This is a genomic window from Georgenia sp. Marseille-Q6866, assembly GCF_965111665.1.
In genome coordinates this window covers 105,859-129,625 of sequence record NZ_CBCOOR010000001.1, presented here as the reverse complement: position 1 = coordinate 129,625, position 23,767 = coordinate 105,859, and the positions used below count along the sequence as shown (strand labels likewise).

At 73.8% G+C, this 23,767-nt stretch carries 19 protein-coding genes; 4 read left to right on the top strand and 15 right to left on the bottom strand.

Annotated elements, in window-relative coordinates; all coding sequences use genetic code 11:
* Positions 1-118 precede the first annotated feature (118 nt).
* From ACWPXV_RS00560 to ACWPXV_RS00550, 3 genes are all read left to right on the top strand, one after another.
* Positions 119-397, top strand: a complete 279-nt coding sequence (locus ACWPXV_RS00560) for a hypothetical protein (protein ID WP_251304741.1) — start codon at positions 119-121, stop codon at positions 395-397.
* A gap of 15 nt (positions 398-412) precedes the next feature.
* Positions 413-1,255 (top strand): SDR family oxidoreductase, encoded by an 843-nt coding sequence (locus ACWPXV_RS00555; protein ID WP_454083390.1) that lies wholly within the window; start codon positions 413-415, stop codon positions 1,253-1,255.
* A gap of 146 nt (positions 1,256-1,401) precedes the next feature.
* The gene (locus tag ACWPXV_RS00550) at positions 1,402-2,463 is read left to right on the top strand and encodes an ATP-dependent DNA ligase (RefSeq protein ID WP_454083389.1); all 1,062 of its coding nucleotides are present in this window, start codon (positions 1,402-1,404) and stop codon (positions 2,461-2,463) included.
* 18 nt (positions 2,464-2,481) lie between these two features.
* Here ACWPXV_RS00550 and ACWPXV_RS00545 read toward each other — a convergent pair whose 3' ends face one another.
* From ACWPXV_RS00545 to iolC, 14 genes are all read right to left on the bottom strand, one after another.
* On the bottom strand, positions 2,482-4,413 hold the full coding sequence (locus ACWPXV_RS00545; protein ID WP_454083388.1) for a heavy metal translocating P-type ATPase: 1,932 nt from the start codon (positions 4,411-4,413) through the stop codon (positions 2,482-2,484).
* Between the two features lie 91 nt (positions 4,414-4,504).
* Positions 4,505-5,563, bottom strand: a complete 1,059-nt coding sequence (gene ligD, locus ACWPXV_RS00540) for a non-homologous end-joining DNA ligase (protein ID WP_454083387.1) — start codon at positions 5,561-5,563, stop codon at positions 4,505-4,507.
* A 232-nt stretch (positions 5,564-5,795) separates the two neighbouring features.
* Entirely contained in the window at positions 5,796-6,998 is a 1,203-nt protein-coding gene (locus ACWPXV_RS00535) for a Gfo/Idh/MocA family protein (RefSeq protein WP_454083386.1), read from the bottom strand.
* Entirely contained in the window at positions 6,995-8,041 is a 1,047-nt protein-coding gene (locus ACWPXV_RS00530; RefSeq protein ID WP_454083385.1) for a Gfo/Idh/MocA family oxidoreductase, read from the bottom strand. The genes ACWPXV_RS00535 and ACWPXV_RS00530 overlap by 4 nt, the downstream gene beginning before the upstream one ends.
* Positions 8,028-9,044 carry a sugar ABC transporter substrate-binding protein gene (locus ACWPXV_RS00525; protein WP_454083384.1) on the bottom strand — a complete coding sequence of 339 codons (1,017 nt, stop codon included), beginning with the start codon at positions 9,042-9,044 and terminating at the stop codon, positions 8,028-8,030. The genes ACWPXV_RS00530 and ACWPXV_RS00525 overlap by 14 nt, the downstream gene beginning before the upstream one ends.
* The gene (locus ACWPXV_RS00520; RefSeq protein WP_454083383.1) at positions 9,041-9,847 is read right to left on the bottom strand and encodes an ATP-binding cassette domain-containing protein; all 807 of its coding nucleotides are present in this window, start codon (positions 9,845-9,847) and stop codon (positions 9,041-9,043) included. The genes ACWPXV_RS00525 and ACWPXV_RS00520 overlap by 4 nt, the downstream gene beginning before the upstream one ends.
* On the bottom strand, positions 9,844-10,908 hold the full coding sequence (locus ACWPXV_RS00515) for an ABC transporter permease (RefSeq protein ID WP_454083382.1): 1,065 nt from the start codon (positions 10,906-10,908) through the stop codon (positions 9,844-9,846). Before ACWPXV_RS00515 ends, ACWPXV_RS00520 begins: the two co-directional genes overlap by 4 nt.
* A 126-nt stretch (positions 10,909-11,034) precedes the next feature.
* Positions 11,035-11,898 (bottom strand): TIM barrel protein, encoded by an 864-nt coding sequence (locus ACWPXV_RS00510; RefSeq protein WP_454083381.1) that lies wholly within the window; start codon positions 11,896-11,898, stop codon positions 11,035-11,037.
* Positions 11,895-12,905 carry an inositol 2-dehydrogenase gene (gene iolG / locus ACWPXV_RS00505; protein ID WP_454083380.1) on the bottom strand — a complete coding sequence of 337 codons (1,011 nt, stop codon included), beginning with the start codon at positions 12,903-12,905 and terminating at the stop codon, positions 11,895-11,897. Before iolG ends, ACWPXV_RS00510 begins: the two co-directional genes overlap by 4 nt.
* Positions 12,906-12,925: 20 nt before the next feature.
* Positions 12,926-14,425, bottom strand: a complete 1,500-nt coding sequence (locus tag ACWPXV_RS00500) for a CoA-acylating methylmalonate-semialdehyde dehydrogenase (RefSeq protein ID WP_454083379.1) — start codon at positions 14,423-14,425, stop codon at positions 12,926-12,928.
* 25 nt (positions 14,426-14,450) lie between these two features.
* Positions 14,451-16,355, bottom strand: coding sequence for a 3D-(3,5/4)-trihydroxycyclohexane-1,2-dione acylhydrolase (decyclizing) (gene iolD, locus ACWPXV_RS00495; protein ID WP_454083378.1), 1,905 nt, complete (start codon positions 16,353-16,355; stop codon positions 14,451-14,453).
* Positions 16,352-17,236, bottom strand: coding sequence for a 5-deoxy-glucuronate isomerase (iolB, locus tag ACWPXV_RS00490; RefSeq protein ID WP_454083377.1), 885 nt, complete (start codon positions 17,234-17,236; stop codon positions 16,352-16,354). The genes iolD and iolB overlap by 4 nt, the downstream gene beginning before the upstream one ends.
* Positions 17,233-18,099: a Cgl0159 family (beta/alpha)8-fold protein gene (locus ACWPXV_RS00485; protein ID WP_454083376.1), complete on the bottom strand. Its 867-nt coding sequence runs from the start codon at positions 18,097-18,099 to the stop codon at positions 17,233-17,235. Before ACWPXV_RS00485 ends, iolB begins: the two co-directional genes overlap by 4 nt.
* On the bottom strand, positions 18,086-19,078 hold the full coding sequence (iolC, locus tag ACWPXV_RS00480) for a 5-dehydro-2-deoxygluconokinase (protein ID WP_454083375.1): 993 nt from the start codon (positions 19,076-19,078) through the stop codon (positions 18,086-18,088). The genes ACWPXV_RS00485 and iolC overlap by 14 nt, the downstream gene beginning before the upstream one ends.
* Positions 19,079-19,316: 238 nt before the next feature.
* On the opposite strand from iolC, the gene ACWPXV_RS00475 reads away from it, so the two are divergent.
* A complete protein-coding gene (locus tag ACWPXV_RS00475) occupies positions 19,317-20,066 on the top strand; it encodes a GntR family transcriptional regulator (RefSeq protein WP_454083374.1) in 750 nt (249 codons plus the stop codon).
* Between the two features lie 398 nt (positions 20,067-20,464).
* On the opposite strand, the gene ACWPXV_RS00470 is transcribed toward ACWPXV_RS00475, so the two are convergent.
* Entirely contained in the window at positions 20,465-23,710 is a 3,246-nt protein-coding gene (locus tag ACWPXV_RS00470; protein WP_454083373.1) for a sugar-binding protein, read from the bottom strand.
* Between the last annotated feature and the right edge of the window lie 57 nt (positions 23,711-23,767).

The following is a 23,767-nucleotide window of genomic DNA, read 5'->3' as shown; positions in this document are numbered from 1 at the left end:
GGGGACGGCCCGGCTCGGGCCCCCGTGACCCTGGTCACCGGCACCGGATGCGCGCGTCCGGCGGCGTGCCTACCGTCGGGGGGCGGCCACGCCCGTGGCCGGCGGGAGGAGGAGAACGATGGCATCCGAGACGAGCACGACGACCGACCACGACGAGATCCGCCGCTGGGTCGAGGAGCACGACGGGAAGCCCGCGAGCGTGCGCGGCACCGAGGGCGGCGACACCGCCGGTATCCTGCGGATCGACTTCCCCGGCGGCGCCGGCACCGACGACCTCGAGCACATCAGCTGGGAGGACTGGTTCGCGAAGTTCGAGGACCAGAAGCTGGCCTTCCTCTACCAGGAGCACAAGGCGAGCGGCGAGGACAGCACCTTCTTCAAGCTCGTGTCCCGCTGACCGGAGGGCACCGACATGAGCGAGAGCACCCAGGCCGCGCAGCCCGACGCCCGCGACGAGGGCGTCCAGCCCCGGCGCGTCATCGTCACCGGCGCCGACTCGGGCATCGGCAAGGCGAGCGCCGTCGCCCTGGCGGCACCCGGCCGGCACGTCGGCCTCACCTGGCACACCGACGAGGACGGCGCCGAGCGCACCGCCGAGGAGGTCCGCTCCCTCGGCGCGACGGCGCACGTGCGGCGGCTCGACCTCACCGACCCGCAGAGCGGCGCCACGGTGGTCGACGAGCTCGCCGGAGCGATGGGCGGCGTCGATGCGCTCGTCATGTCTTCCGGCACCGGCAGCTCCGAGCTGCTCCTCGACATGGACTTCGCCACCTGGCGCGAGGTCGTGTCCGTGGATCTCGACGGCGCGTTCTGCTGCCTCCAGGCGGCGGCCCGGCACATGGTGGCCGGCGGCACGGGCGGGCGGGTCGTGGCGATCACCAGCGTCCACGAGCACGCCCCGCGGGTGGGAGCGGCTCCCTACTGTGCGGCCAAGGGCGGCCTCGGGCTGCTCGTCAAGGTCGCGGCCCTCGAGCTCGCCGAGCACGGGATCACCGTCAACGCCGTCGCCCCCGGCGAGATCGCGACCCCGATGACGGGCCAGGAGGACGAGACCGTGATGGAGGGCAAGGAGCGCCCGGGTATCCCCGTCGCCCGACCCGGTGACGCCCGCGAGATCGCCGCCGTCGTCGCCTTCCTCTGCGGCCCGGAGGCGGGCTACGTCAACGGCGCCTCGTGGGCCGTGGACGGCGGCATGCTCCAGATGGGGCCGCAGGCGGGGTCGCACCTGGAGAGCAACGACTGGCGCCGCCCGTAGGAGCCCCCTCCCCCGTCCCCGCTGCTGATCCCGGTCCGCGCTGCCGACATGTCCGCAGCGCGGACCGGTATCAGCCGCGCGGATCCGTGGCGACCCGGCGCGCGGACCGGGGGCGCCGCCCTCGCGCGCCCAGTAGCGTCTGCGGGATGGACCTCCCGCTGCTGCCGCCGGTCGCCCCGATGCTCGCGAAGTCCGTCAAGGACGTGCCCGAGGGCGAGTACCTCTACGAGCCGAAGTGGGACGGCTTCCGCGCGATCATCTTCAAGGACGGCGACGACGTCGAGATCGGCAGCCGCAACGAGAAGCCGATGACGCGGTACTTCCCCGAGCTCGTCGAGAGCCTGCGCGCGCAGCTGCCCGAGCGCTGCGTGGTCGACGGGGAGATCGTCATCGTCACCGGCGCGCGCCTCGACTTCGAGGCCCTGCTCCAGCGCATCCACCCCGCCGACTCGCGCGTGCGGCTCCTGGCCACCGAGACGCCCGCGTCGTTCGTCGCCTTCGACCTCCTCGCGCTCGGCGACGAGGACCTCACCGGCCTGCCCATGGCGCAGCGGCGCGCGCGGCTGGAGCACGCGCTCGTCGACGCCCAGGCACCGGTCCACCTCACCCGCGCGACGACGGACACGGCCCTGGCCCGCGAGTGGCTCGACCTCTTCGAGGGCGCCGGGCTCGACGGCGTCGTCTCCAAGCCCCTCGACCTCACCTACCAGCCGAACAAGCGGCTCATGCTCAAGACGAAGCACGAGCGCACCGCCGACTGCGTGCTCGCCGGATTCCGCTGGCACAAGAGCGGCGACGTCGTCGGCTCCCTCCTCCTCGGCCTGTACGACGACGGCGGGAAGCTCCAGCACGTGGGCGTCGCCTCCTCCTTCACGATGAAGCGCCGTGCCGAGCTGGTCGAGGAGCTCGCGCCGCTGCGCCTGGCCGAGGGCGAGGACCACCCGTGGGCCGACTGGGAGAACACCGCCGCCCACGAGAAGAACCGGCTGCCTGGCGCGCAGAGCCGCTGGTCGGCCGGCAAGGACCTCTCCTTCGTGCCACTCCGCCCCGAGCGGGTGCTCGAGGTGGCCTACGACCACATGGAGGGCACCCGCTTCCGGCACAGCGGGCAGTTCCGCCGCTGGCGGCCCGACCGCGACCCGGAGTCGTGCGGCTACGAGCAGCTCGAGGAGCCGGTGCGCTTCGACCTGGCGGACGTCCTCGCCTGAGCGCCGGGGTCCCGGCTCTCAGCCCGCGCTGGACACGAGCGGCGCGTCGGTCCGCCGGCCCGCGTCGGGGCGCGGGGCGTCCCCGGCCGCCGCGGCCGCGGCCAGCCGCTCGACCTCCGCGCGCTCGGCGCGGCCCGGTCGCATCGCCAGCAGCGCCCACAGGATGCAGGCGAGGTCCACCGCCTCCTGCAACCAGGCGCCGACGATCGCGGGCAGCACCCCCGCCGCCGCGACGAGCATGAGCCCGACGGACATCGCGACGCCGATGGCGATGGACTGCCACGCCACGCGCAGGGTCCGCCGGCCGATGTGGACGGCGCGGGCACTGCGGGAGAGGTCGTCGACCGTGATGACGACGTCGGCGGACTCGCTCGCCGCGCTCGCACCGCGCGCCCCCATCGCCACCCCGACGTCCGCCGCCGCGAGGACGGGCGCGTCGTTGACGCCGTCGCCGACCATCATGACCGGCCGCGGCGCGGCGGCCCGGACGGCGTCGACCTTGTCCTGCGGGAGGAGCTCTGCGCGGACGTCGTCGATGCCTGCCTGCCCGGCGATGTGGCGGGCGACGTGCTCGCCGTCGCCGGTGAGCATCATCGTCGTGCGCACCCCGGCACGGTGCAGGGAGGCCATCGTCGCGGGGGTCTCGGCGCGCAGCTCGTCGGCGAGCGCGACGTAGCCCGCGTAGCGTCCGTCGACGCCGACGTGCACCCCCGTGTGCCCCTCGGGCGGGCGGGCCGGCTCCACGCCGGTCTCCCGGGCGACGAAGCGGGCGCTGCCGACGACGACGACGCGCCCGTCCACGACCCCTCGGACGCCGTTCGCCGGGATCTCGGTGACGTCGTCGGCGGTGGGCACGGCGCCACCGGCGGCGAGGGCCTCCTCGACGACGGCCGCGGCCAGCGGGTGGGCCGAGTACTGCTCGACGGCCGCCGCGAGGGCGAGGAGCTCGTGCCGCTCCCCCGCCTGCGCCTGGACCGACGTGACCCGCGGCTCACCGTAGGTGAGGGTTCCCGTCTTGTCGAAGGCGACGGTACGGGCCCGGGCGAGCTGCTCGAGCGTGCCGCTGCTCTTGACGATGATCCCGCTGCGGGCTGCGCGGGACATGCCGCCCATGAACGCGACCGGGGCGGCGATGATGAGCGGGCACGGCGTCGCGACGACGAGGACCTCCGCCAGCCGGCTCGGGTCGCCCGAGACGACCCACGCCCCGGCGGCGAGGGCCAGGGCGAGGACGGTGAAGGGCACGGCGACGCGGTCCGCCAGACGCACGAACGGCGCCTTGGACTCCTGCGCCTCCCGGACGAGGGCGACGATGCGCTGGTACTGGGACTCCGCCGCGGCGGCCGTGGCCCGGACCTCGATGGCCTCCCCGCCGTTGACCGCGCCGGAGAGCAGCTGCTCGCCGCGAGCGCGGTCCACGGGGAGCGACTCACCGGTGAGCGAGGACTCGTCGAGGGTCGCGGCGTCCGACTCGAGGACGCCGTCGACGGGCACCACCTCGAAGGGCCGGACGAGCAGCCGGTCATCGACGGCGACCTCTTCGACGGCGACGTCGTCGAGCGCGCCGGCGGCGTCGAGCCGGTGCGCGGTCTGCGGGGCGTTCTCGAGCAGTCCGGTGAGCTCGCGGCGCGCCCGTCCGGCGGCGTAGTCCTCGAGCGCCTCACCGCCGGAGAGCATGAGGCAGACGACGAGCGCGGCCCAGTACTCCCCCACGGCCACGGCGGAGCCGATCGCGGTGACCGCGAGGATGTCAATGCCGTAGGTGCCCGAGCGCAGGTCGTCGACCATCCCGCGGGCCTGCAGGAGGGCGACGACGACGGCGAAGGTCGAGACGACCCAGCGGGCCGCGCCGTGCTGCCCGCCGAGCTCGAGCACGCCTCCGAGGATCCCCACCGTGAGTGTCGCGAGGACCACCGGGTACTGACGCAGGCCGTCGAGGATCGTGCGCATACCTCAGTCGTACGCCTGACGGCCGTGCCTGTCCAGCAAGGAAAGGCTGCCCTAAACCGCGGAATCGCGGTGAAAAGTGGGTGTCGAGGTCTCAGTCCGGCTTGCGCGCACGGGAGGGCTGGACCCGTGCCGGCTCGCCCGGCATCTTCGGGTACTCCGGCGGGTAGGGCAGGTCGCTGTGGCCCTCGGCCTCCTGCTTCGCGTAGAGCTCGAGGAGCGGGGTGAGGTCGTGGGCGACGTCGTCGATCTCGGCGTGGAGGTCCCCCAGCTCGGCGAAGCGCGCGGGCATGGTGCGCACGGTGAGGTCGCGCGGGTCGACGTCGGGCAGCTCGTCCCAGGTGAGCGGCGCAGAGACGGGGGCGTGGGCGAGGGGCCGGATGCTGTAGGCACTGGCGATCGTGCGGTCCCGGGCGTTCTGGTTGTAGTCGACGAAGATCGTCTCCCCGCGCTCCTCCTTCCACCAGTTCGTCGTCACCTTGCCCGGCATGCGCCGCTCGAGCTCACGGCCGAAGGCGATGGCCGCGTGGCGCACCTGGGTGAAGTCCCACTGCGGCTCGATGCGCACGTAGATGTGCACGCCCCGGTTGCCGGAGGTCTTGGGGAAGCCGCGCCAGCCGAGCTCGGCGAGGTACTCCCGCGCGACGGCGGCGACCTCGACGGCGTCGGCGAAGTCGGTGCCGGGCTGCGGGTCGAGGTCGATGCGCATCTCGTCGGGGTGGTCGACGTCGTCGCGCCGGACCGGCCACGGGTGGAAGGTGATCGTCCCGAGGTTCGCGGCCCAGGCGACGGCGGCGAGCTCGGTGGGGCACAGCTCGTCGGCGGTGCGGCCGCTGGGGAAGGCGATCTCGACCGTCTCGATCCAGTCCGGCACTCCCTTCGCCGGCACGCGCTTCTGGTAGAAGGCGTCCCCGTGCGGGTCTGAGCGGGTGGCCCGCTTCATCCCCTCGCGCACGCCCTTGGGCCAGCGCTCCAGGGTGACCGGCCGCTCGTGGAGGGCGCGCAGGATCCCGTCCCCGACGGCGAGGTAGTAGTCGACGAGCTCGCGCTTGGTGATCCCCGGCTCGGGGAAGATCACCCGGTCCGAGCTCGTGATCCGCACGGGCCGGCCGGCCACGTCGATCTCGACGGCGGGGCTCTTCGTCGGTGCCATGGCCAGACGCTACCGTCCCGGTCCCGCAGGGCCCACCGCTGGACCGACCGTCCTGCTGCCCAGCGACTTGTCAGGTCCTCGCGCCGGGGTGGTCGAGCCGCGCCGCCCGATGGCTCAGGCATGTGCCACAACCGCTTTCGACACGCCCAGGTGACGTGCCGGGCACTGGCGTGTCGGGCCGACAAGCGGGTCCTTGTGGCACATGGTGCTCCTGCTCACGCGTCAGCGGCCGTCAGCGGTCGTAGGTGGTCCCGGGGACGGACGGGACGGCGTGCCACGCGCCGTCGGCGGCCGAGGCGACGACTGCCTCCCCCACCGCCGCGGCGGCCCATCCGTCCGCCACGGACGGGGCGCGCTGCTCGCCGGTCAGCAGGGACTGGAGGAACAGGGACGCCTCGATCGTCTTGAGGTCGTCGAAACCCATGCTCGTCCCCGCCCCGGGTTGGAAGCGCGCGAACTCGCCATGCTCCGGGCCGGCCATGACGGTGCGGTAGCCACCCCGCTCGTCGGCGACCTGCAGCTCGTTGAGCCGCTCGAAGTTCCACCGCACCGAGCCGCGCGTGCCGTAGACCTCGACGACGTACTCCGAGCGCGGCCCGTGCGCGACGCGGCTCGCCTCGAGCGTCCCGGTCGCGCCGGACTCGAACCGCACCAGCGCGGCGGCGTGGTCCTCGTTCTCCACCGCGCCGAGCTCGTCGCCGACCTCGTGGCCACCGTGGCCCATCCCGAGCCGGGTCGGCACCGGGCGCTGGGCGATGACGGTGCTCGTCGTCGCCGTCACCTCGGTGATGCGGCCGACGAGCTGCTGGACGAGGTCCGCGCCGTGCGAGAGCAGGTCCCCGACGACCCCCGAGCCGGCGAGCGCGCGCTCGTAGCGCCAGGTGAGCGGGGCGTCCGACGAGGCGGCGTAGTCGGCGAGCAGCCAGGCCCGCACGGTGGTGATGCGGCCCAGCTCACCGGAGCGGACGAGCTCGCGGGCGTGGGCGATCGCCGGCGCGTGACGGTAGTTGAAGCCGACGGCGGTGACCAGGTGACGCTCCACTGCGGCCCGGGCGATGGCCTCGCTGTCCGCGACCCCGATGCCCATGGGCTTCTCGATCCAGAAGGGCTTGCCGGCGGCGGCCGCGGCGAGGGCGATCTCGCGGTGGAGGTGGTTGGGGGCGCAGATCGAGACGACGTCGACGTCCGGGCGGGCGAGCACCGCGCGCCAGTCCGCGCTCGCCTCGGCGAAGCCGAGGTGGTCGACGGCGGCCTGCCGGGTGTGCTCCTGCGGGTCCGCGGCGACGAGGAGGCGGGGGTCGACGCGCAGCTCGGGGTAGCGCTCGGGCACGCCCCGGTAGCTGCGGGCGTGCAGGCGTCCCATCCAGCCCAGGCCGATGACGCCGACGCCGATGCGTCGGCGGTCGCCCGGCCTCGCCTGATCGACGGTGCTCATCCGGGCCGCTCACCGTCGGAGGGCCGTAACAACTCAGCGCTCGGCGAATGGGGTGGTGGGGCTGCTGCGGGGACGGGGACGGCGACCCGGCGGCCGCTGGACAACGACTCGATGCCGGCGGCGGCGACGACGGTGGCGCGGTGGCCGTCCTCCGCGGAGGCGCCCGTCACTCCCCCGCGGGCGGCGGCGGCGACCCAGGCGGCGAGCTCGGCGCGGTAGGCCTCGGCGAAACGCTCCCGGAAGTCCGCCGCCACGACGACGCCGGCCCGGCCGTCGTGTGCCACGTCCAGCCGGGCCGGTGGGCGCAGGCTCACCGCGCCCTCGGTCCCGACGACCTCGCACCGTACGTCGTACCCGTACCGCACGCTGAGGGACACCTCGACCGTCGCAAGCACCCGTCCGAGCTCGACGACGGCGAGCTGCGGCTCGCGCAGCCCCTCCGTCCGCGGGGAGCGCACCTCGATGCCCGTCACCGGCAGGCCGGTGAGCCACGGGAGGATGTCGAGCTCGTGGACCATCGAGTTCCCCACGACGCCCTCGGTCGTCGCGTCCGGGTGCGGGGAGGCGTTGCGGTGGACGCAGTGGACGAGCACCGGCTCGCCGACCAGGCCACCGAGCACGGCCTCCCGCAGCTCGAGGTAGCCGGGGTCGAAGCGGCGCATGAAGCCCACGGTGACCAGCCGCCGCCCGGCCGCCTCCTCCGCGGCCACGACTTGCGCAGTCTCCGCCACGCTGACGCCCAGCGGCTTCTCGCACAGCACGGGCTTGCCGGCCGCGAGGCAGGCGAGGGTGAGCGGCGCGTGCGTGCGGTCCGGCGAGGCGACGACCACGGCGTCGACGTCCGCGTCGGCGACGAGCTGCTCGGCGCTGCCGGCCACCCGTGCCCCCACGGACGCCGCCACCTCCCTTGCCCGGTGCGCGTCGACGTCGTGCACCGCGACCACCTGCGCGCCGGGGACGTGCTCGCTCAGCGCGACCACGTGCTCGGCGCCCATGGCGCCGAGCCCCACGACCCCGACGCGCAGCGGCTCAGCCTGCGACATCCTCGTCGGCGGCCTGCTCCTCGAGCTGGCTGCCGTACTCCTCGGCGTTCTCCTGGGTGACGACGGTGACGCCAGTGTCGACGCGCTCCTCGATCGTGCCGCCCTCGAGCAGCTCGACCGCCAGCTCCACGCTCGTGCGGCCCATCTCGTAGGAGTTCTGCGCGATGCTCGCGTCCAGCTCCCCGGCCGTCATCGAGGCGACCGCGTCGCTCGTGCCGTCCACGCCGATGACGAGGATGTCCTCCATCGTGACGCCGGCGGACTTGATCGCCTCGAGCGCGCCGAGCGCCATGTCGTCGTTGGCCGCGAAGACGATGGAGACGTCGGGGTTGGACTGGAGGATGTCGGCCATGACCGAGCGGCCCTCGGCACGGTCGGAGTTGGCGGCGAGGTCGGCGACGACCTCGATGCCGCTGTCGGCGATCGTCTCCAGCGCGCCGTCGATGCGGGAGTCGGTCGACGGGTTGCCCGGCACGCCGCGGATGACGGCGATGGAACCGGTGTCCGTCTGCTCCAGGATGTACTCCCCCGCCGTGACACCCGCCTGGTAGTTGTCCGTGCCGACGAAGGTCTCCTTGCCGTCCCAGCCCTCGATGTCGGTGTCCACGAGCAGCACGGGGATGTCCGCAGCGACGGCCTCCTCGAGGATCGGCTGGAGCTGCTCGGCCTGGGTCGGGGCGACGACGAGCGCGTCGGCCTGCTGGGTGATCGCCGCGCGGACCTTGTCGATCTGCTCCTGGACCTGGGTCTCGGCCGTGGCGCCGGCGAGGGTGACCTCCACGCCCGCGGCCTCCCCGCCGTCCTCCACGCCGCCGGCCACCTGGAGCCAGAACGGCGAGGACAGCGTCTTGAGGACGACGGCGACGGTGTAGTCCCCCTCGCCGTCACCACCGTCACCGGTCCCGTCCCCGCCCCCGCCGTCGTCCCCGCCGCAGGCGGCGAGGACGAGAGCGCCGGTGAGTGCTGCCGCGCTCAGCGCGGTCGTGCGTCGGGTGAGCCTCATTGCTGGTGTCCCTTCGTGGCGGCGCCCTCGGTGGCGCCGACGATCATCGCGACCATCTCCTGCGCCGTCTCCGGGGAGGGGCGCGTGCTGCCGACGACGCGGCCCTGCCGCATGACGACGGCGTTGTCGCACACCTGGACGACGTGGTCCATGTTGTGCGAGATGAGGATGATGGAGATCCCGTGCTCCTCGGGCAGCCGCCGGATGACGTCGAGGACGTTGCGGGTCTCCCGCACCCCGAGCGCCGCCGTCGGCTCGTCGAGGATGAGCACCCGGCGGGCGAAGGCGACGGCCCGGGCGACGGCGATGGCCTGGCGCTGCCCGCCGGACATGAGCCCGACGTGGCCCTTGAGGTCCGGCAGGTGCACCTGGAGGGTCTTGAGCCGCTCCTCGACGTCCCGGCGCATCGCCTTGCGGTCGAGCCAGCCGAGGCCGCGCCAGCCGCGCGGCTTCGTCAGCTCCTGGCCGACGTAGAGGTTGGTGGCGACGTCGAGGTTGTCGAAGAGCGCGAGGTCCTGGTAGACCGCCTCGATGCCGTGGTTGCGAGCCCCGGTCGGGCTGGTGACCGCTACCCGCTCGCCGTCGAGGAGGATCTCGCCCTCGTCGAGCTGGTGGACGCCGGTGACGGCCTTGATGAGCGTCGACTTGCCGGCGCCGTTGTCGCCGAGCAGCCCGAGCACCTCCCCGCGGTGGACGGCGAGGTCCACGCCGGCCAGCGCGGTGACCGCGCCGAAGCGCTTGACGGCGCCGCGCACCTCGAGGACCGGCACGGTGCCGGGAGCCTGCTCCGCCGTCGTCGTCATGTGCCCGCCTCCGTCTCCTCGGTCCGGACCACCCGCAGCCGCGTCTCCAGCCGGGAGCGGACGACGTCGAGCTCGACGGCGATGACGACGGCGGTGCCCAGGGCGACGTACTGCCAGCTGCTCTGGACGTTCATGAGGTTGAGGCCGTTCTGGATGACCCCGAGGATGAGCGCACCGACGAGGGTGCCGACGACGGTGCCGCGGCCGCCGAAGAAGCTCGCCCCGCCGATGATGACGGCGGCGATCGCGGACAGCTCCATGAGGTTCCCGGCCGTGGGGTAGGCGGAGTTCGTCTGCCCGGAGACGACGATGGCGGCGGTCCCGGCGCTCATCCCGCTGAGGACGTAGACCGAGATGAGGACGCGGTCGACGGGCACGCCGACGCGGCGGGCGGCCTCCCGGTTGCCGCCGATGGCGTAGATCCACTGCCCCCACGTGATGCGGCGCAGCAGGACGTAGGTGAGCAGCGCGAGGACGGCGACGAGGACGACGGCGTAGGGCACGTAGCCGATCCGGCCCGAGCCGACGAGGGTGACCGACTCGGGCATCCCGGTGATCGGCTGCCCCTCGCTGACGATGAGCGCGACGCCGCGCGCGACCATGAGCATCGCGAGGGTCGGGAGGAAGGGGTGAGGCAGCTTGCCCTTGACGAAGAGCGTGCCGTTGACCCCGCCCGCCAGGCCTCCGGCGAGGATCATCGTCGGGATGACGAGCCAGCCGGAGACGAGGTCGAGCTCCCGGATCCACAGGGCACCGAAGATGCTCGACATCGCGATGACCGACCCCTGCGACAGGTCGATGCCCGCGGTGACGATGACGAGCAGCTGACCGAGCGCGAGAATCGCGACGACGGACGCCTCCAGGCCCACGTTGCCGAGGTTGACCGGCGAGAGGAACAGCGGGTTGAGCGCCGCGAGCACCGCCATGATGATGGCGAGCAGGAGCACCGGCCCGAGCCGCACCACGGTGAGGGCGGCGTGCAGGCCCCGGCTCTGCTGGCCCGGGCGCCCCGAGGCGGGGCCGCCCGGTGGTGCGGCTTCGCGGTCAGCAACGGCCGTCATCGGCAGTCCCCTCGTCGGTCCAGGGGCAGGTGACCGCCCCGTCGCGCCCAGTGTGGTGCCGGCCACACGCACTGTCAAGGATTGTCCGGACAATCCGACATCGCGGCGTGTCGCCGACGGCGGCAGCTACCCGGCGAGCGCCCGCAGGTGCTCGAGCGAGCGGCGCACGTCCTCGAGCGGGCCGGTGCCCTCCGGCGGCTCGCCCGTGAGGATGGTGTCCTGCTCGAGGACGTACCAGCCGTCGAAGCAGGCGGCGTCGAGGGCCGCGACGATGGCGGCGAAGTCGACGTCGCCCGTCCCGACCGGGGTGTAGATGCCCTGGCGGACGGCGTCGGTGTAGGTCGTCTCCCCGCGCTGGACGCGCAGGGCGAGGTCCAGGCGCACGTCCTTGACGTGGACGTGGTTGATGCGCGCGGCGTGCTCGGCCGCGAGCGCCACCGGGTCGGTGCCGCCGATGAGGAGGTGGCCGGTGTCGAGGCACAGCGGGACGACGGAGCCGTCGAGGACGCGGCGGACCTCCTCCTCGCGCTCGACCATCGTCCCCACGTGGGGGTGCAGGCTGGCGCGCACGCCCCGGGAGGCGGCGAGCTCGGTGAGACGGTCGAGGTTGCGCAGCAGGGTGGCCCAGCCGGCGTCGTCGAGCTCCGGGCGCTCGTCGTAACCCTCCTGGCCCGAGGCTGCGGACAGGACGAGGACGTCCCCGCCGGCGGCCTCGAAGCTGTCGAGCTCACGGTCCACCTCGGGGACCGGGTCGTGGTCGGGGTCGTGGAGGACCACGGGGACGAAGGCGCCGACGGCGGCGAGCCCGTAGGGCGTGAGCGCGTGCGCCCGCTCAGCCGGGGCCTCGGGCAGCCAGCCCTGGGGGCCGAACTCCGTCGCGGTGAGGCCGAGCCCGGCCATCTCGGTGAGCACGCGGTCCGGGCTCAGCTGGTGTCCCCAGCCGGGGACCTCGCACACGCCCCAGCTGATGGGCGCTCCGGCGATCCTCATGGGTGGCTCCTCGCGGTGGTCGGCAGCAGGACGCGCTCACCGGTGGTGGCGCTGCGGGTGGCGGCGTCGGCCAGGACGAGGGCGGCGCGGCCGTCCTCGATCGTCGGGGAGGGTGCGCGTCCGGTGCGCACGGCGTCCACGAAGTGGCTGAGCTCGTCGCGGTAGGCGGTCGCGTACCGGTCGAGGAAGAAGCCGAGGTAGGGCCCCGCCGCGCCCGCCTGGGTGGCCGAGGAGTGCCGCACCGAGCTGGCCGTCTGGTTGAGCGCCTCCAGCGACCCGAGCGGGCCGAAGGCCTCGAGGCGCTGGTCGTAGCCGGTGGCGCAGTGGCGGGAGTTGACGATCGTCGCCACGGCGCCGCTGGCCGCGACGAGCGTCGTGACGGCGCCGTCGAAGTCCTCGAGGTGCGCGTAGGCGGGGTCGAGGCGCTGGCCGACGGCGCTCACCTCGACGATGTCCCCGAGGAAGAAGCGCGCGGTGTCGAGGTCGTGGATCGTCATGTCGCGGAAGATGCCCCCGGAGACGGCGACGTACGCGGGCGCCGGCGGGGCGGGGTCCCGGCTGACGATCGTCAGCTGCTCGAGCGGCCCGATCTCCCCCTGCTGCACGCGGGCGTGGATCTCGGCGAAGCTCGGGTCGAAGCGGCGGTTGAAGCCCACCATGACGCGGTGCTCGTGACCGGCGATCGCGGCGATGCACTCCTCGACCCGGGCGAGGTCGAGGTCGACGGGCTTCTCGCAGAGCACCGCCTTGCCGGCGCGGACCGCGCCGACGAGGTGGTCCACGTGCAGCGGCGTGGGCGAGCCGATGATGACGGCGTCGACGTCGTCGGCGTCGTAGACCTCGGCGAGGTGGCGGGTGGCGCGCGCCCCGTGCGCGGCGGCGAGCTGCTCGGCGGCGTTGCCGACGGGGTCGTGGACGATTCGCAGCTCCGCGTCGGGGTGGCGCGCGACGGTCGCGGCGTGGACGGCGCCGATGCGGCCCGCGCCGATGACGGCGATCCTCACCATGGGGGTGGGTCCTCTCGAGGTCAGTCGGTGGTGGAGGGGAAGCTCATCGACGCCTGCACGGGGCGGTCCACGTGGGGCCAGCGGCTGGTGACGACCTTGTTCCGGGTGTAGAAGCGCACGCCCTCGGGGCCGTGGGCGTGGTGCTCCCCGAACAGCGAATCCTTCCACCCGCCGAAGGAGTAGTACGCCACCGGCGTGGGGATCGGGACGTTGACGCCGACCATCCCGGCCTGCACCTCGTGGGTGAAACGGCGGGCGTACTCCCCCGAGGCGGTGAAGATCGCGGCGCCGTTGCCGTACGGGGAGGAGTTGACGAGCTCGAGGGCCTCCTCGAAGGTGTCGGTGCGCACGACCGTGAGGAGCGGGCCGAAGACCTCCTCGCGGTAGGCCCCGGCGTCCAGGCTCACCCTGTCGAGGACCGTGGGGCCGACGAAGTAGCCCTGCTCGTGGCCCTCGACGGTGAGCCCTCGCCCGTCGACGACCGGCTCGGCGCCGGCCTCGATCGCCTCGGTGGCGTAGCGGATGACGCGCTCGCGCGCCTCGGCGGTGATGACCGGGCCCATCGCGACGCCGTTGCGGTCCCCGGGGCCGACGACGATCTGCTCCGCCTCCCGGCGCAGCGCCGCGACGAGGAGGTCCCCGGCCTCCCCGACGGCGACGGCCGCGGGCACCGCCATGCACCGCTCCCCCGCCGAGCCGAAGGCGCCGGCGGCGATCTGCGCGGCGGCGTACTCGATGTCGCCGTCGGGCATGACGATGGCGTGGTTGTTGGCCCCGCCCAGCGCCTGGACGCGCTTGCCGCGGGCGGCGCCGCGCTCGCGGACGTACCGGGCCACGGGGGTGGAGCCGACGAAGGAGACGGCGGCGATGCCGGGGTGGTCGAGGATCGCGTCGACGGCGGTCTTGTCTCCGTGGACGACGCTGAACACGCCGTCGGGCAGGCCCGCCTCGCGGTAGAGCTCGGCGACGAGGTTCGCGGCGGAGGGGTCCCGCTCTGAGGGCTTGAGGATGAAGGCGTTGCCGGTGGCGATCGCGATGGGGTGCATCCACATGGGGACCATGACGGGGAAGTTGAACGGCGTGATCCCCGCGACGACGCCGAGCGGCTGGCGCAGGGAGTGGACGTCCACGCCGGTGGAGGCGTCGGCGGTGTACTCCCCCTTGCTCGCCTGGTTGATCCCGCACGCGAAGTCGAGGGTCTCCCGGCCGCGGCCCACCTCCCCGCGGGCGTCGTCCAGCGTCTTGCCGTGCTCGGCCGTGATGAGCCGGGCGAGGTCGTCGGTGTGCCGGACGACGAGCTCGCGCATCCGGAACATGATCTCGGTGCGCCGCGCCAGCGAGGTGGCGCCCCACTCGCGCTGCGCCGCGGCGGCCGTCCGCACGGCCTCGTCGACGACGGCGGCGTCCGCGCGGGCGAGGTGGGCGCTCACCTCCCCGGTGGCCGGGTCGTGGACGGGGGTGGTCGCCGTGGTGCCGCCCTCGTAGGGCGCACCGGCGATCCAGTGGTGGATGGTCCTCATCGCTTCCTCTCCTCCCGGCGGGCGGTCACAGGTAGGGCCGCTGGTCGCGCCGGGCACGCTCGTACTCGAGGCGGGCTCGGCGGGTGCTGTCGAGGCGGGCGGTCTCGGCCACGGGCACGTCCCACCAGGCCGACGACGGCGGGCCCTGGCCCTCGAGGTCGGTCTCGATGACGATCGCCGTCGTCTCCGCCGCGGCCGCCGCGACGGCGTAGGCCTCGCGGAACTCGGCGACCGACCGCGGCTCGAGGACCTCGATGCCGTAGCTGCGGATGTTTGCGGCGAGGTCCACGGGCAGCGGCTCGCCGTCGAGCATGCCGGTGGCGGGGTCGCGGCGGCGGTAGGCGGTGGCGAAGCGCTGGGAGCCGTGGGACTCGGAGAGCGCGCCGATCGAGGCCCAGCCGTGGTTCTCGAGGACGACGACGACGATCTTCAGCCCCTCGGCGACGATCGTCGCGAGCTCCTGCGGGGCCATCTGGTAGCTGCCGTCCCCGACGAGGGCGACGACCTCGCTGTCGGGCCGCGCCAGCTTGACCCCCATGGCCGCCGGGATCTCGTAGCCCATGCAGGAGTAGCCGTACTCGAGGTGGTACTGGACGGGGGTGCGGGCCCGCCACAGGGCCTGGAGGTCACCGGGCATGGAGCCGGCGGCGTTGACGAGGACGTCCTCGTCCCCCATGAGCGCGTTGAGCGCGCCGAAGACCTCGGTCTGGGCGGGCAGTGGGCCGTGGCCGCGGTGGTAGCACTCCTCGGTGACGCGGGCCCAGTCGGCGACGAGCTCGGTGACCTCCCGGGAGTAGGCCTCCTCGACGCGGTGCCCCGCGAGTGCCTCGCGCAGCGCGTCCAGCCCGGCGCGCGCGTCGGTGACGACCATCTCGGCGGCATGCTTCGCGGCGTCGAAGGCCTTGACGTTGAGGTTGACGAAGCGCACGCCGGGGTGGCGGAAGGCGGTGCGCGACGCCGTCGTGAAGTCGGTGTAGCGGGTGCCGACGCCGATGACGACGTCGGCCTCCGCGGCGAGCGCGTTGGCGGCGGCGCTGCCGGTGGACCCCACCCCGCCCGCCGCGCAGGGGTGCTCCCAGCTGATCGCGCCCTTGCCGGCCTGGGTGTCGACGACGGGGATCCCGGTGGCGTCGGCCAGCGCGGCGAGCGCCGTGCTCGCCTCGGAGTAGACGACCCCGCCGCCGGCGACGAGGAGCGGCCGCCTGGCGCCGCGGACCACGGCGGCGGCGCGCTCGAGCGCCGCCTGCTCGGGGACCGGGCGGGGCACGTGCCACACGCGGCGGGCGAAGAGCTCGGCGGGCCAGTCGTGGGCCTCGGCCTGGACGTCCTGCGGGAGGCAGACGGTGACGGCGCCGGTCTCGGCGGGGTCGGTGAGCACCCGCATCGCGGCCAGCAGGCTGCCGGGCAGCTGCTCGGGGCGGTGGACGCGGTCGAAGAAGCGGGAGACCGGCCGGAAGGCGTCGTTGACCGAGACGTCGAGGTGCTGCTCGTTCTCCAGCTGCTGGAGGACCGGGTCGGGGCGGCGGGTGGCGAAGGTGTCGGAGGGTAGGAGGAGGACGGGGATGCGGTCGATCGTCGCGAGCGCCGCACCGGTGACCATGTTCGTCGAGCCGGGCCCGATGGAGGCGGCGCAGGCGAAGGTCTGCAGCCGGTTGGCCGTGCGGGCGTAGCCGACCGCCGTGTGAACCATGTTCTGCTCGTTGCGCGCCTGGTAGAGGCGCAGGTGCTCCTCGCCCGGGCCGCGGTCGAGCTCGTTCTCCAGGAGGGCCTGGCCCACCCCGGCGACGTTGCCGTGGCCGAAGATCCCCATCACCCCGGCGAACAGCCGGCGCTCCACGCCGTCGCGCTCGGTGTACTGCACCGACAGGAAGCGCACGAGTGCCTGGGCGACGGTGAGGCGCACGGTGGGCGGCGTCGTCGTCTCGGTCATGTCGGGCCCCCCTGCTCGACGGGACGGGTCATGGGCAGGCGCGGGTCGACGTCCTGGTCCTCCCAGGTGCCGCGGACCCAGGTGTGCGCCGGGTCGTCGGTCATCAGCCAGGTGCGGTCCTCCGCGGGGCCGGCCATGACGTTGAGGTAGTAGAGGTCGTAGCCCGGCGCGGCCATCGAGGGGCCGTGGTAGCCGTGCGGGACGAGGACGGCGTCCCCGGACCGCACCTCGGCGAGGATGTCGAGCGGCCGGCCGGTGGTGCCGTAGGTGCGGTGGTAGGCGACGCCCGGGCCGGCGGGCCCGGGGCGGACCGCGAAGTAGTAGATCTCCTCGAGCTCCCGCTCGACCCCGCTGTGCTCGTCGTGCTTGTGCGGCGGGTAGGAGGACCAGTTCCCGCCCGGGGTGAGGACCTCGCACACGAGGAGCCGGTCTGTCCCCAGCCCGCCGGCCATCGCGTAGTCGTTGACCTGGCGGGAGGCCTGCCCGGCCCCGCGCAGCTCGGTCCGCACGCCGTCGGCGCCCTGGTAGGCGACGGGCCGACGGCGGGTGGCGCGCGCCGTCGGGAGGGCGAGGGTCGCGCCGCCCGGGGAGGTGACGGTGAGGGTGGTGCCGACGGGCACGTAGAGGGAGTCGGTGACGGCGGTGAAGACGTCGGGGCGGCCGGCGAGCGGGTAGCTGACGCCCTCGACCTCGACGGCGCAGGAGCCGGACAGCGGCAGGACGACCATCTCGTCCGGCCCGGTGTGCAGCGTCTCGCCGGCGCCGGGGGCGAGCTCGAGGACCTTGAGGCCGCTGAAGCGCCACCCGGCGCGCTCGGGGGTGACGTCGAGGGCGTAGGCGCCGCGGGCGGTGTCGCCGGCGCGCAGGACGAGGTCGCTCACAGGAGTGCCACCGCCCGGTCGACGGCGCCCTCGACGTCGCCGTCGTGGGGGTAGAGGAGGGCGCGGCCGATGACGAGCCCCTCGATGCCGGGCAGCCGCAGCGCCTGCGCCCAGCCGGCGGCGGTGGCCTCGGCGTCCTCGCTCACCTCACCGCCGAGGATGAGCGCCGGGAGGGTCGAGGCGGCGGCGACGGCCGCCATGTCCGGGACGAGCGGGAGCTTGAGCCAGGTGCGCGCGGAGGTCCCGCCGAGGCCCGCGGCGATCGCGGCGGAGGTGACGACGGCCTCGGTGGTGAGGACGTTGACGGCCCGGCCGTCCTCGCGGCGGGAGAGGAAGGGCTCGACGATCGCGGTGAGGCCGGCGGCGGCGAGCTCGTCGACGGCGTGGGCGGTGCTCTCCACGGTGCGCAGCGAGCCGGGGTCCTCGAGGTCCACGCGCATGAGCACCTTCCCGCCGTCGAGGCCCGACGCCGCGACGGCGCGGGCGGTGTACCCGGTGAAGCGGTCGTCCATCTCGAAGCGCGAGCCGCGCAGGCCGCCGCGGTTCATCGAGCCGTAGACGAGCTTGCCGTCCAGGGCGCCCATGAGCGTGAGGTCCTCGACGACGTCGGCGGTGCCGAGGAAGCCGTGGACGCCCGGGCGGGCCAGGGCCGCGGCGCAGCGGCGGAGCAGCTCGCGCCGGTCCCCCATCGCCATGGCGGAGCTGCCCGCGGCGAGCGAGCCGCGGGCGGGGTGGTCCGCGGCGATGACCATGAGCTTGGTGCCCGGCTCGGGCAGGCGGCCGCGGGGACGCTCCGCCAGTACCCGGGCGATCCGCCCGGGCTCGTGCAGGCGCACGTGGCGGATCTCCTCAACGCTGAGCACGTGCCCGCCTCTCGACGTCCTGCGGGCGGGCGCCGTGGTCGAGGACCTCGAGCAGCTCCTCCTCGGTGGGCATCGCGGTGGAGCACTCGAGCCGCGCGGCGACGATGGCCCCGGCGGCGCTCGCGGAGGCGATGGTGCGGCCCAGGGACCAGCCGGCGAGCAGGCCGTGGCACAGGGAGCCGCCGAAGGCGTCCCCGGCGCCGAGGCCGTTGACCACCTCCGTGGGGGTGGGCGGGACCTCGACGCGCTCCTCGCGGGTCTTGGCCAGCGTCCCGAGCGGGCCCTGCTTGACGACGGCGAGCTCGACTCCCGCCTCGAGCAGCGCGTCCGCGGCGCGGTCCGGGTCACTCTCCCCGACCGCCACCTCGCACTCCTCGCGGTTCCCGACGGCGACGGTGACCCCCGGCAGGAACGCGCGGACCGCCGTCGTCGTCTCCTCGCGGGAGGACCAGAACATCGGCCGGTAGTCGAGGTCGAGGACGGTGAGCGGACGGCGGCCGCGGGCCTCCAGGGCGGTGTGGTGGGCGGCGCGGGAGGGCTCCTCGCACAGGCCGGTGACGGTGAACCACATGACCCCGGCGCCGCGGACGGCCTCGACGGGCACGTCCTGGGGGCGCACCTGGAGGTCCGGGGCGCTGGGCTCGCGGTAGAAGTAGAGCGGGAAGTGGTCCGGCGGGAAGATCTCGCACAGCGTGATCGGGGTGTGGAGGGTCGGGTCGGTGACGACGAACGCGTCGCTCACCCCGAGGCGGACCATCTCGCGGCGCACGTAGCGTCCGAAGGGGTCGTCGCCCACGCCCGTGATGGTGGCGGCGCTGCGCCCGAGGCGGGCGGCCGCGACGGCGACGTTGGTGGGGCTGCCCCCGAGGAACTTGCCGAAGGTCTCGACGTCCTCCAGGCCCACGCCCGTCGTCAGGGGGTAGATGTCGACGCCGCTGCGACCGAAGGTGAGGACCTCCGGTGGCGCCGAGCTCGTCATCGCACTCTCCTCATCTCGCGCCGCGCTCCTGTGCGCGGCCCGTGGACGCCTCGATTCTTCCCCAGCCCTCCCGTTCGGTCAACCATTTGTCGTGACAAACTGATGTCCCGTCCGAGAACCCTCCCGAGTGGCAAGATGGGTTGTCCCGACAACTCCCCGTCCCCTGCTCGCCGACAGCGGAGTTGTTCCCGAACAGCCCACCTCACGACCACCTCGTCGCCGATCCAAGGACGGACACATGACGCCGCCGGAGATGTACCGCCCGCAGGTGCACCTGGACCGCGCGAGCCCCGTGCCGCTCTACCACCAGATCTCCTCGGTGGTGCAGGAGGCGATCGTCTCGGGGGAGCTGCCGCCGCACACGCGGATCGAGAACGAGCTGGCGCTGGCCGACCGGCTCCAGGTCTCGCGGCCGACCGCGAGGCGGGCCCTCCAGGAGCTCGTCGACAAGGGGATGCTCGTGCGCAAGCGCGGGGTGGGCACGGAGGTCGCGCCCGAGCTCATCCGCCGCTCCGTGGAGCTCACCAGCCTCCACGACGACCTCGCGGTCGCCGGCCGTGAGCCGCGCACCGAGGTCCTCGAGCACGAGCTGTGCCCCGCCGACGAGGAGATCGCCGGGAGGTTGCAGCTCGAGGTGGGGACCGACGTCGTCGTCGTCCGTCGCCTGCGCTACGCCGACGGCGAGCCGCTCGCCCTCATGACCAACTACGTGCGGGCCGAGCTCGCGCCCTCCCGCGCGGACCTCGAGCGGGCCGGCATGTACGCGGCCCTGCGTGAGCGGGGGGTGCGGCTGCGGCTGGCCCACCAGACGATCGGCGCCCGGCAGGCCACGGCCGCGGAGGCCCGGACCCTCATGGAGCCGGCCCGTGCGGCGGTGCTCACGATGGAGCGGCTGGCGATCGCGGACAGCGACACGGTCGTCGAGTTCGGGCGTCACATCTACCGCGCCTCCCGCTACACCTTCCAGACCACCCTCCTCGCGAGGTAGCCCCACCCCTCCTCCCTACCGCCGACAGCTGACTTGTTACTCCCGCCGCCCGCCGAGAGCCGCGATCGTCAGGAACAACTCAGCTGTCAGCGACAACAAGGGGGGTCGCGAGGTAGCCCAGCCACCCCTTTACCGCCGACAGCTGACTTGTTACTGCCGCCGCCCGCTGGGAGCAGCGACCGTCAGGAACAACTCAGCTGTCGGCGACAAGAAGGAGCGTCGCGAGGCACCCCAGCCCCCTCCCTACCGCCGACAGCTGACTTGTTACTGCCGCCGCCCGCCGAGTGCAGCGACGGTCAGGAACAACTCAGCTGTCGGCGACACGGAAAGGGGCGGGCGCCGGGTGACGTCCCTACCGCCGACAGCCAGGAACAACTCAGCTGTCGGCGATGGGGGGGTCAGCGGGTGCGGCGGTGGCGGGCGACCAGGGCCACGGCGCCGCCGGCGACGGCGAGCAGTGCGGCGACCAGCACGACCGTCCCGACGTCGGCACCGGTGGACGGCAGCGGACCGCCGGCGGCCGGGGGCGTCGTCGGGTCACCCGGCGTCGTCGGCCCGTCGGTCGGGGCCGGCGACGTCGGCTCCTGCGTGGGCTCGTCGGTCGTCGGCTCCTCGGTGGGCTCCTCCGTGGGCTCCTCGGTGGGCACCTCCCCCTCGATCACGGGGAAGTACCACGCGTTGACCCCGCCGTCGGCGGACTGGAAGGACACGAGCACCGAGCCGTCGGCGCGCAGCGCGTCGAGCGCGTCGTCGCCGATCTCCACGGTGAGCGTGTCGGTGCCCGGCGCCACGTCCGTGGCCCCGGCCCCGAGGAGACGGCCGCCCATGTCGGGCGCCCACGGCGCCGCGGCACCGTCCTCCTCCGAGCAGGCGGAGAAGCCGAGCTCGTCACCCTCGCAGCTGGACACCCAGACGGGCACCATGCCGAGGTCGCCCTGCCACACGAAGGCCCGGACCGTCCCGGCCTCGGTCGCGTCGAGCGACAGCGTGACCGACGGGTCGCCGATCTCGACGTCGGAGACCGTGAGCCCGTGGCTCGCGGGCAGACCGGAGATCGTCACCCCGCGCACCGCGGACTGGTAGATCGTCTGCGGCGACTCCACGCCCATGAGCGCGGTGTCGGGGATGATCGGGTCGGCCGGCTCGATGGGCCGGTCCGCCGGCGGCTCGTAGCCGTCGAGGTAGGCGTGGCCCCACCGGTAGGGCTCGGACTGCTGGCTCCCGAAGGGCGACCACGCGGTGCGCGTCTCCCCGATGAAGTCCTGGTTGTCCGAGTCGTAGGGCGTGACGTTGAGACCGAGGAACTGCGGGTCGACGTCGTTCGTCGCCGCGTCACCGGTCGGCACCGCGCTCGTCGGGCCGACGGCGGCGGGCAGGTTCTCGAGCGGGATCTTCGTCTCCACGGTGTAGGAGCCACCCTCGTAGCTGCCGTCCGCGCCGCGGGTCACGGTCACCGCGACCTCCTGGCCCGGGGAGTTCGGCGCCTCCTCGACCGTGTCCGCGAGCGGACCGGAGGAGAAGCCCTGGTGGGCGTCGGCGTCACGGCTCCAGCACGGCCCGTCCGGGCCGTTCCCGGCCTCACCGGAGGGGTCGTCGGTGAAGGGCATGATGCCGCTCTTGAAGGTCGTCGAGGTGTCCCGCGACGTCGCCTGCGGGTCGAGGAGCACCTCGACGGAGTCGACGAGCCAGTGCCCGAAGCAGCGCTCGGGGGTGGCCGCCGCGCTCGCGACGTCGTCGACGACGTGGGCGAGGACGTAGAGGTCGTCACCGGACCACGCGAGGCGCGCGTAGCTGCCGGCGCCGCAGTCGGTCCCGTCGGGCGCGCACTCTGCGCCCTCCCAGCGGCGGCCGATGTCGATGGGCGCGCCGTACGCGTCGTCCTCCTCGCCGTCGACGGCGGGTGCGTCGTCGGCCTCGGGGATGACGGTGGTCGGCACGACGTACATCTGCAGGGTCTCGCTGCTCGTCGAGCCGGCCGGGTCGGCCGTCGTCGTGATGGTGAGGTCGGCCGTCACTCCCCCGGCAGCCGCCGGGTCGGTGTGGGTGACGGTGAGCTCGACCGTCGTCTGCTCCCCGGGGGCGAGGTCGGTGTAGGCCACCGAGGCGGGCTCGACGACGAAGGGGGCGGGCGCCGTGAGCGTCACCTCACCGTCCTGCGCCGTCGTCGTGCGGTTCGTGACGACGACGGGCACGGTCACCGACTCCCCGGCGCCGATGCGGCTCACCGCGGAGGACCGGCCCGCGACGTGGGTGAAGCTCTCGGCCCAGTCCTCGTACTCGGCGAAGTTGCCCCACCGCTCGAAGCGGCCCTCGACGCCCGGGACGATGTCGACGCGGGTGTCGTTGTAGGCGGTGACGCTGCCGTTGGCGAAGCGTGCGGCGAGACGGTAGCGCCCGGTGGCGGCGTCCTCGGACGGCGTCACCTCGAAGGTCACGCTCGACTCGGCCGCGCTGCCGATCGGTCCGAGCCGCTGCGGCTCGCTGACCTCCCAGCCGGTGGGGACCTCGAGCGTGACGTCGCCGGCGGCGATGGTGCCGGCCCCCGCCTGGCTCTCGACCGTGACGTCGAAGGGGACGCCCGGTGCCTGGAAGTTGTCGGCGACGTCGAAGGAGAAGGTCGAGCCGAGGGGCATGCCGCCCGGGTCGGCGATGACGGAGCCGAAGAGGATGGCGTCGTCGCGGGCGTTCTCGGGCGAGCCGTTCGGCTGGAAGGGCACCTGCGACTCGGCGATGCCGTAGCGCAGGCACTGCGGGTCCCAGATCCCGGTGTGCTTGACGCGCGCCTGGGTCGGGTGGGCGCGGTTGCCCTCGCGGCCGACCTGGGCCCAGGTCTGCGCGGTCCCCGGCTCCTGGCCCTGGACGTTGCCGGGCAGCCAGGTGTACGGGGAGAGGTAGCCGCTCCACGTCCCGACGACGGTGAAGGGGTTGGTCGGCGCGGGCACGAAGCCGGCGTTGCAGCTCGGCCCGTTCGTGCCGCCCTCGCCCTGGGTGCCGGCGCCGGAGGTGATCATCTTGACCTGCCAGACGTCGACGGCGTCCGGTCCGGTGAGCTGCTCGGGGAAGGCGGTGGGGTCGGCGGCCATCTGCGCGGCCTCCCACACCACCCGGCCGGCGTACTGGTGGTTGCCGTGCCCGACGGCGAGGGAGGGCGAGAAGCCGGTGAGGATCTCGGGCTGGGTCTGGCGGATGACGTGGACGACCTGCCGCTGGACCCGCTCGGAGCCCCACACCTCCTCGGTGAGCGCGGCACTGGTGTTGTAGAAGAAGTCGACGGCGTCGATGTTGTAGATGTCGACGGTGCCGGAGCGGTAGTGGGAGGCGCGGTCCTCGTTCTCGCGCCGCAGGCCGAGCGCGGGGCCGGCCTCGTCGCCGACGGAGTTGGACCCGCCCTCGCCGCGGGTGAGCATGATGATCCCGCACTGGACGTCGTACTTGTCGTTCCAGACGCCGCAGGGCGTGGTGAAGCCGGCGTCGTCGTCGGGGTGGGCCCAGATGCCCATGACGTCGATCTTGTTGGGCTCGACCTCGGTGGTGATCGAGGGCTCGTCCACGGTGAGCGGTGGCAGGTCGTCGCCCGCCGCCGTGGGGACGAAGGCCCCCAGTGTCAACGCCGCGAGTGCTGCTGCGGCTATGCCTCTCTTCACGTCTACCTCCCGGTCGGGCAGACAACGTCGTCTGCGCGTGACGCCCATCACTGGACT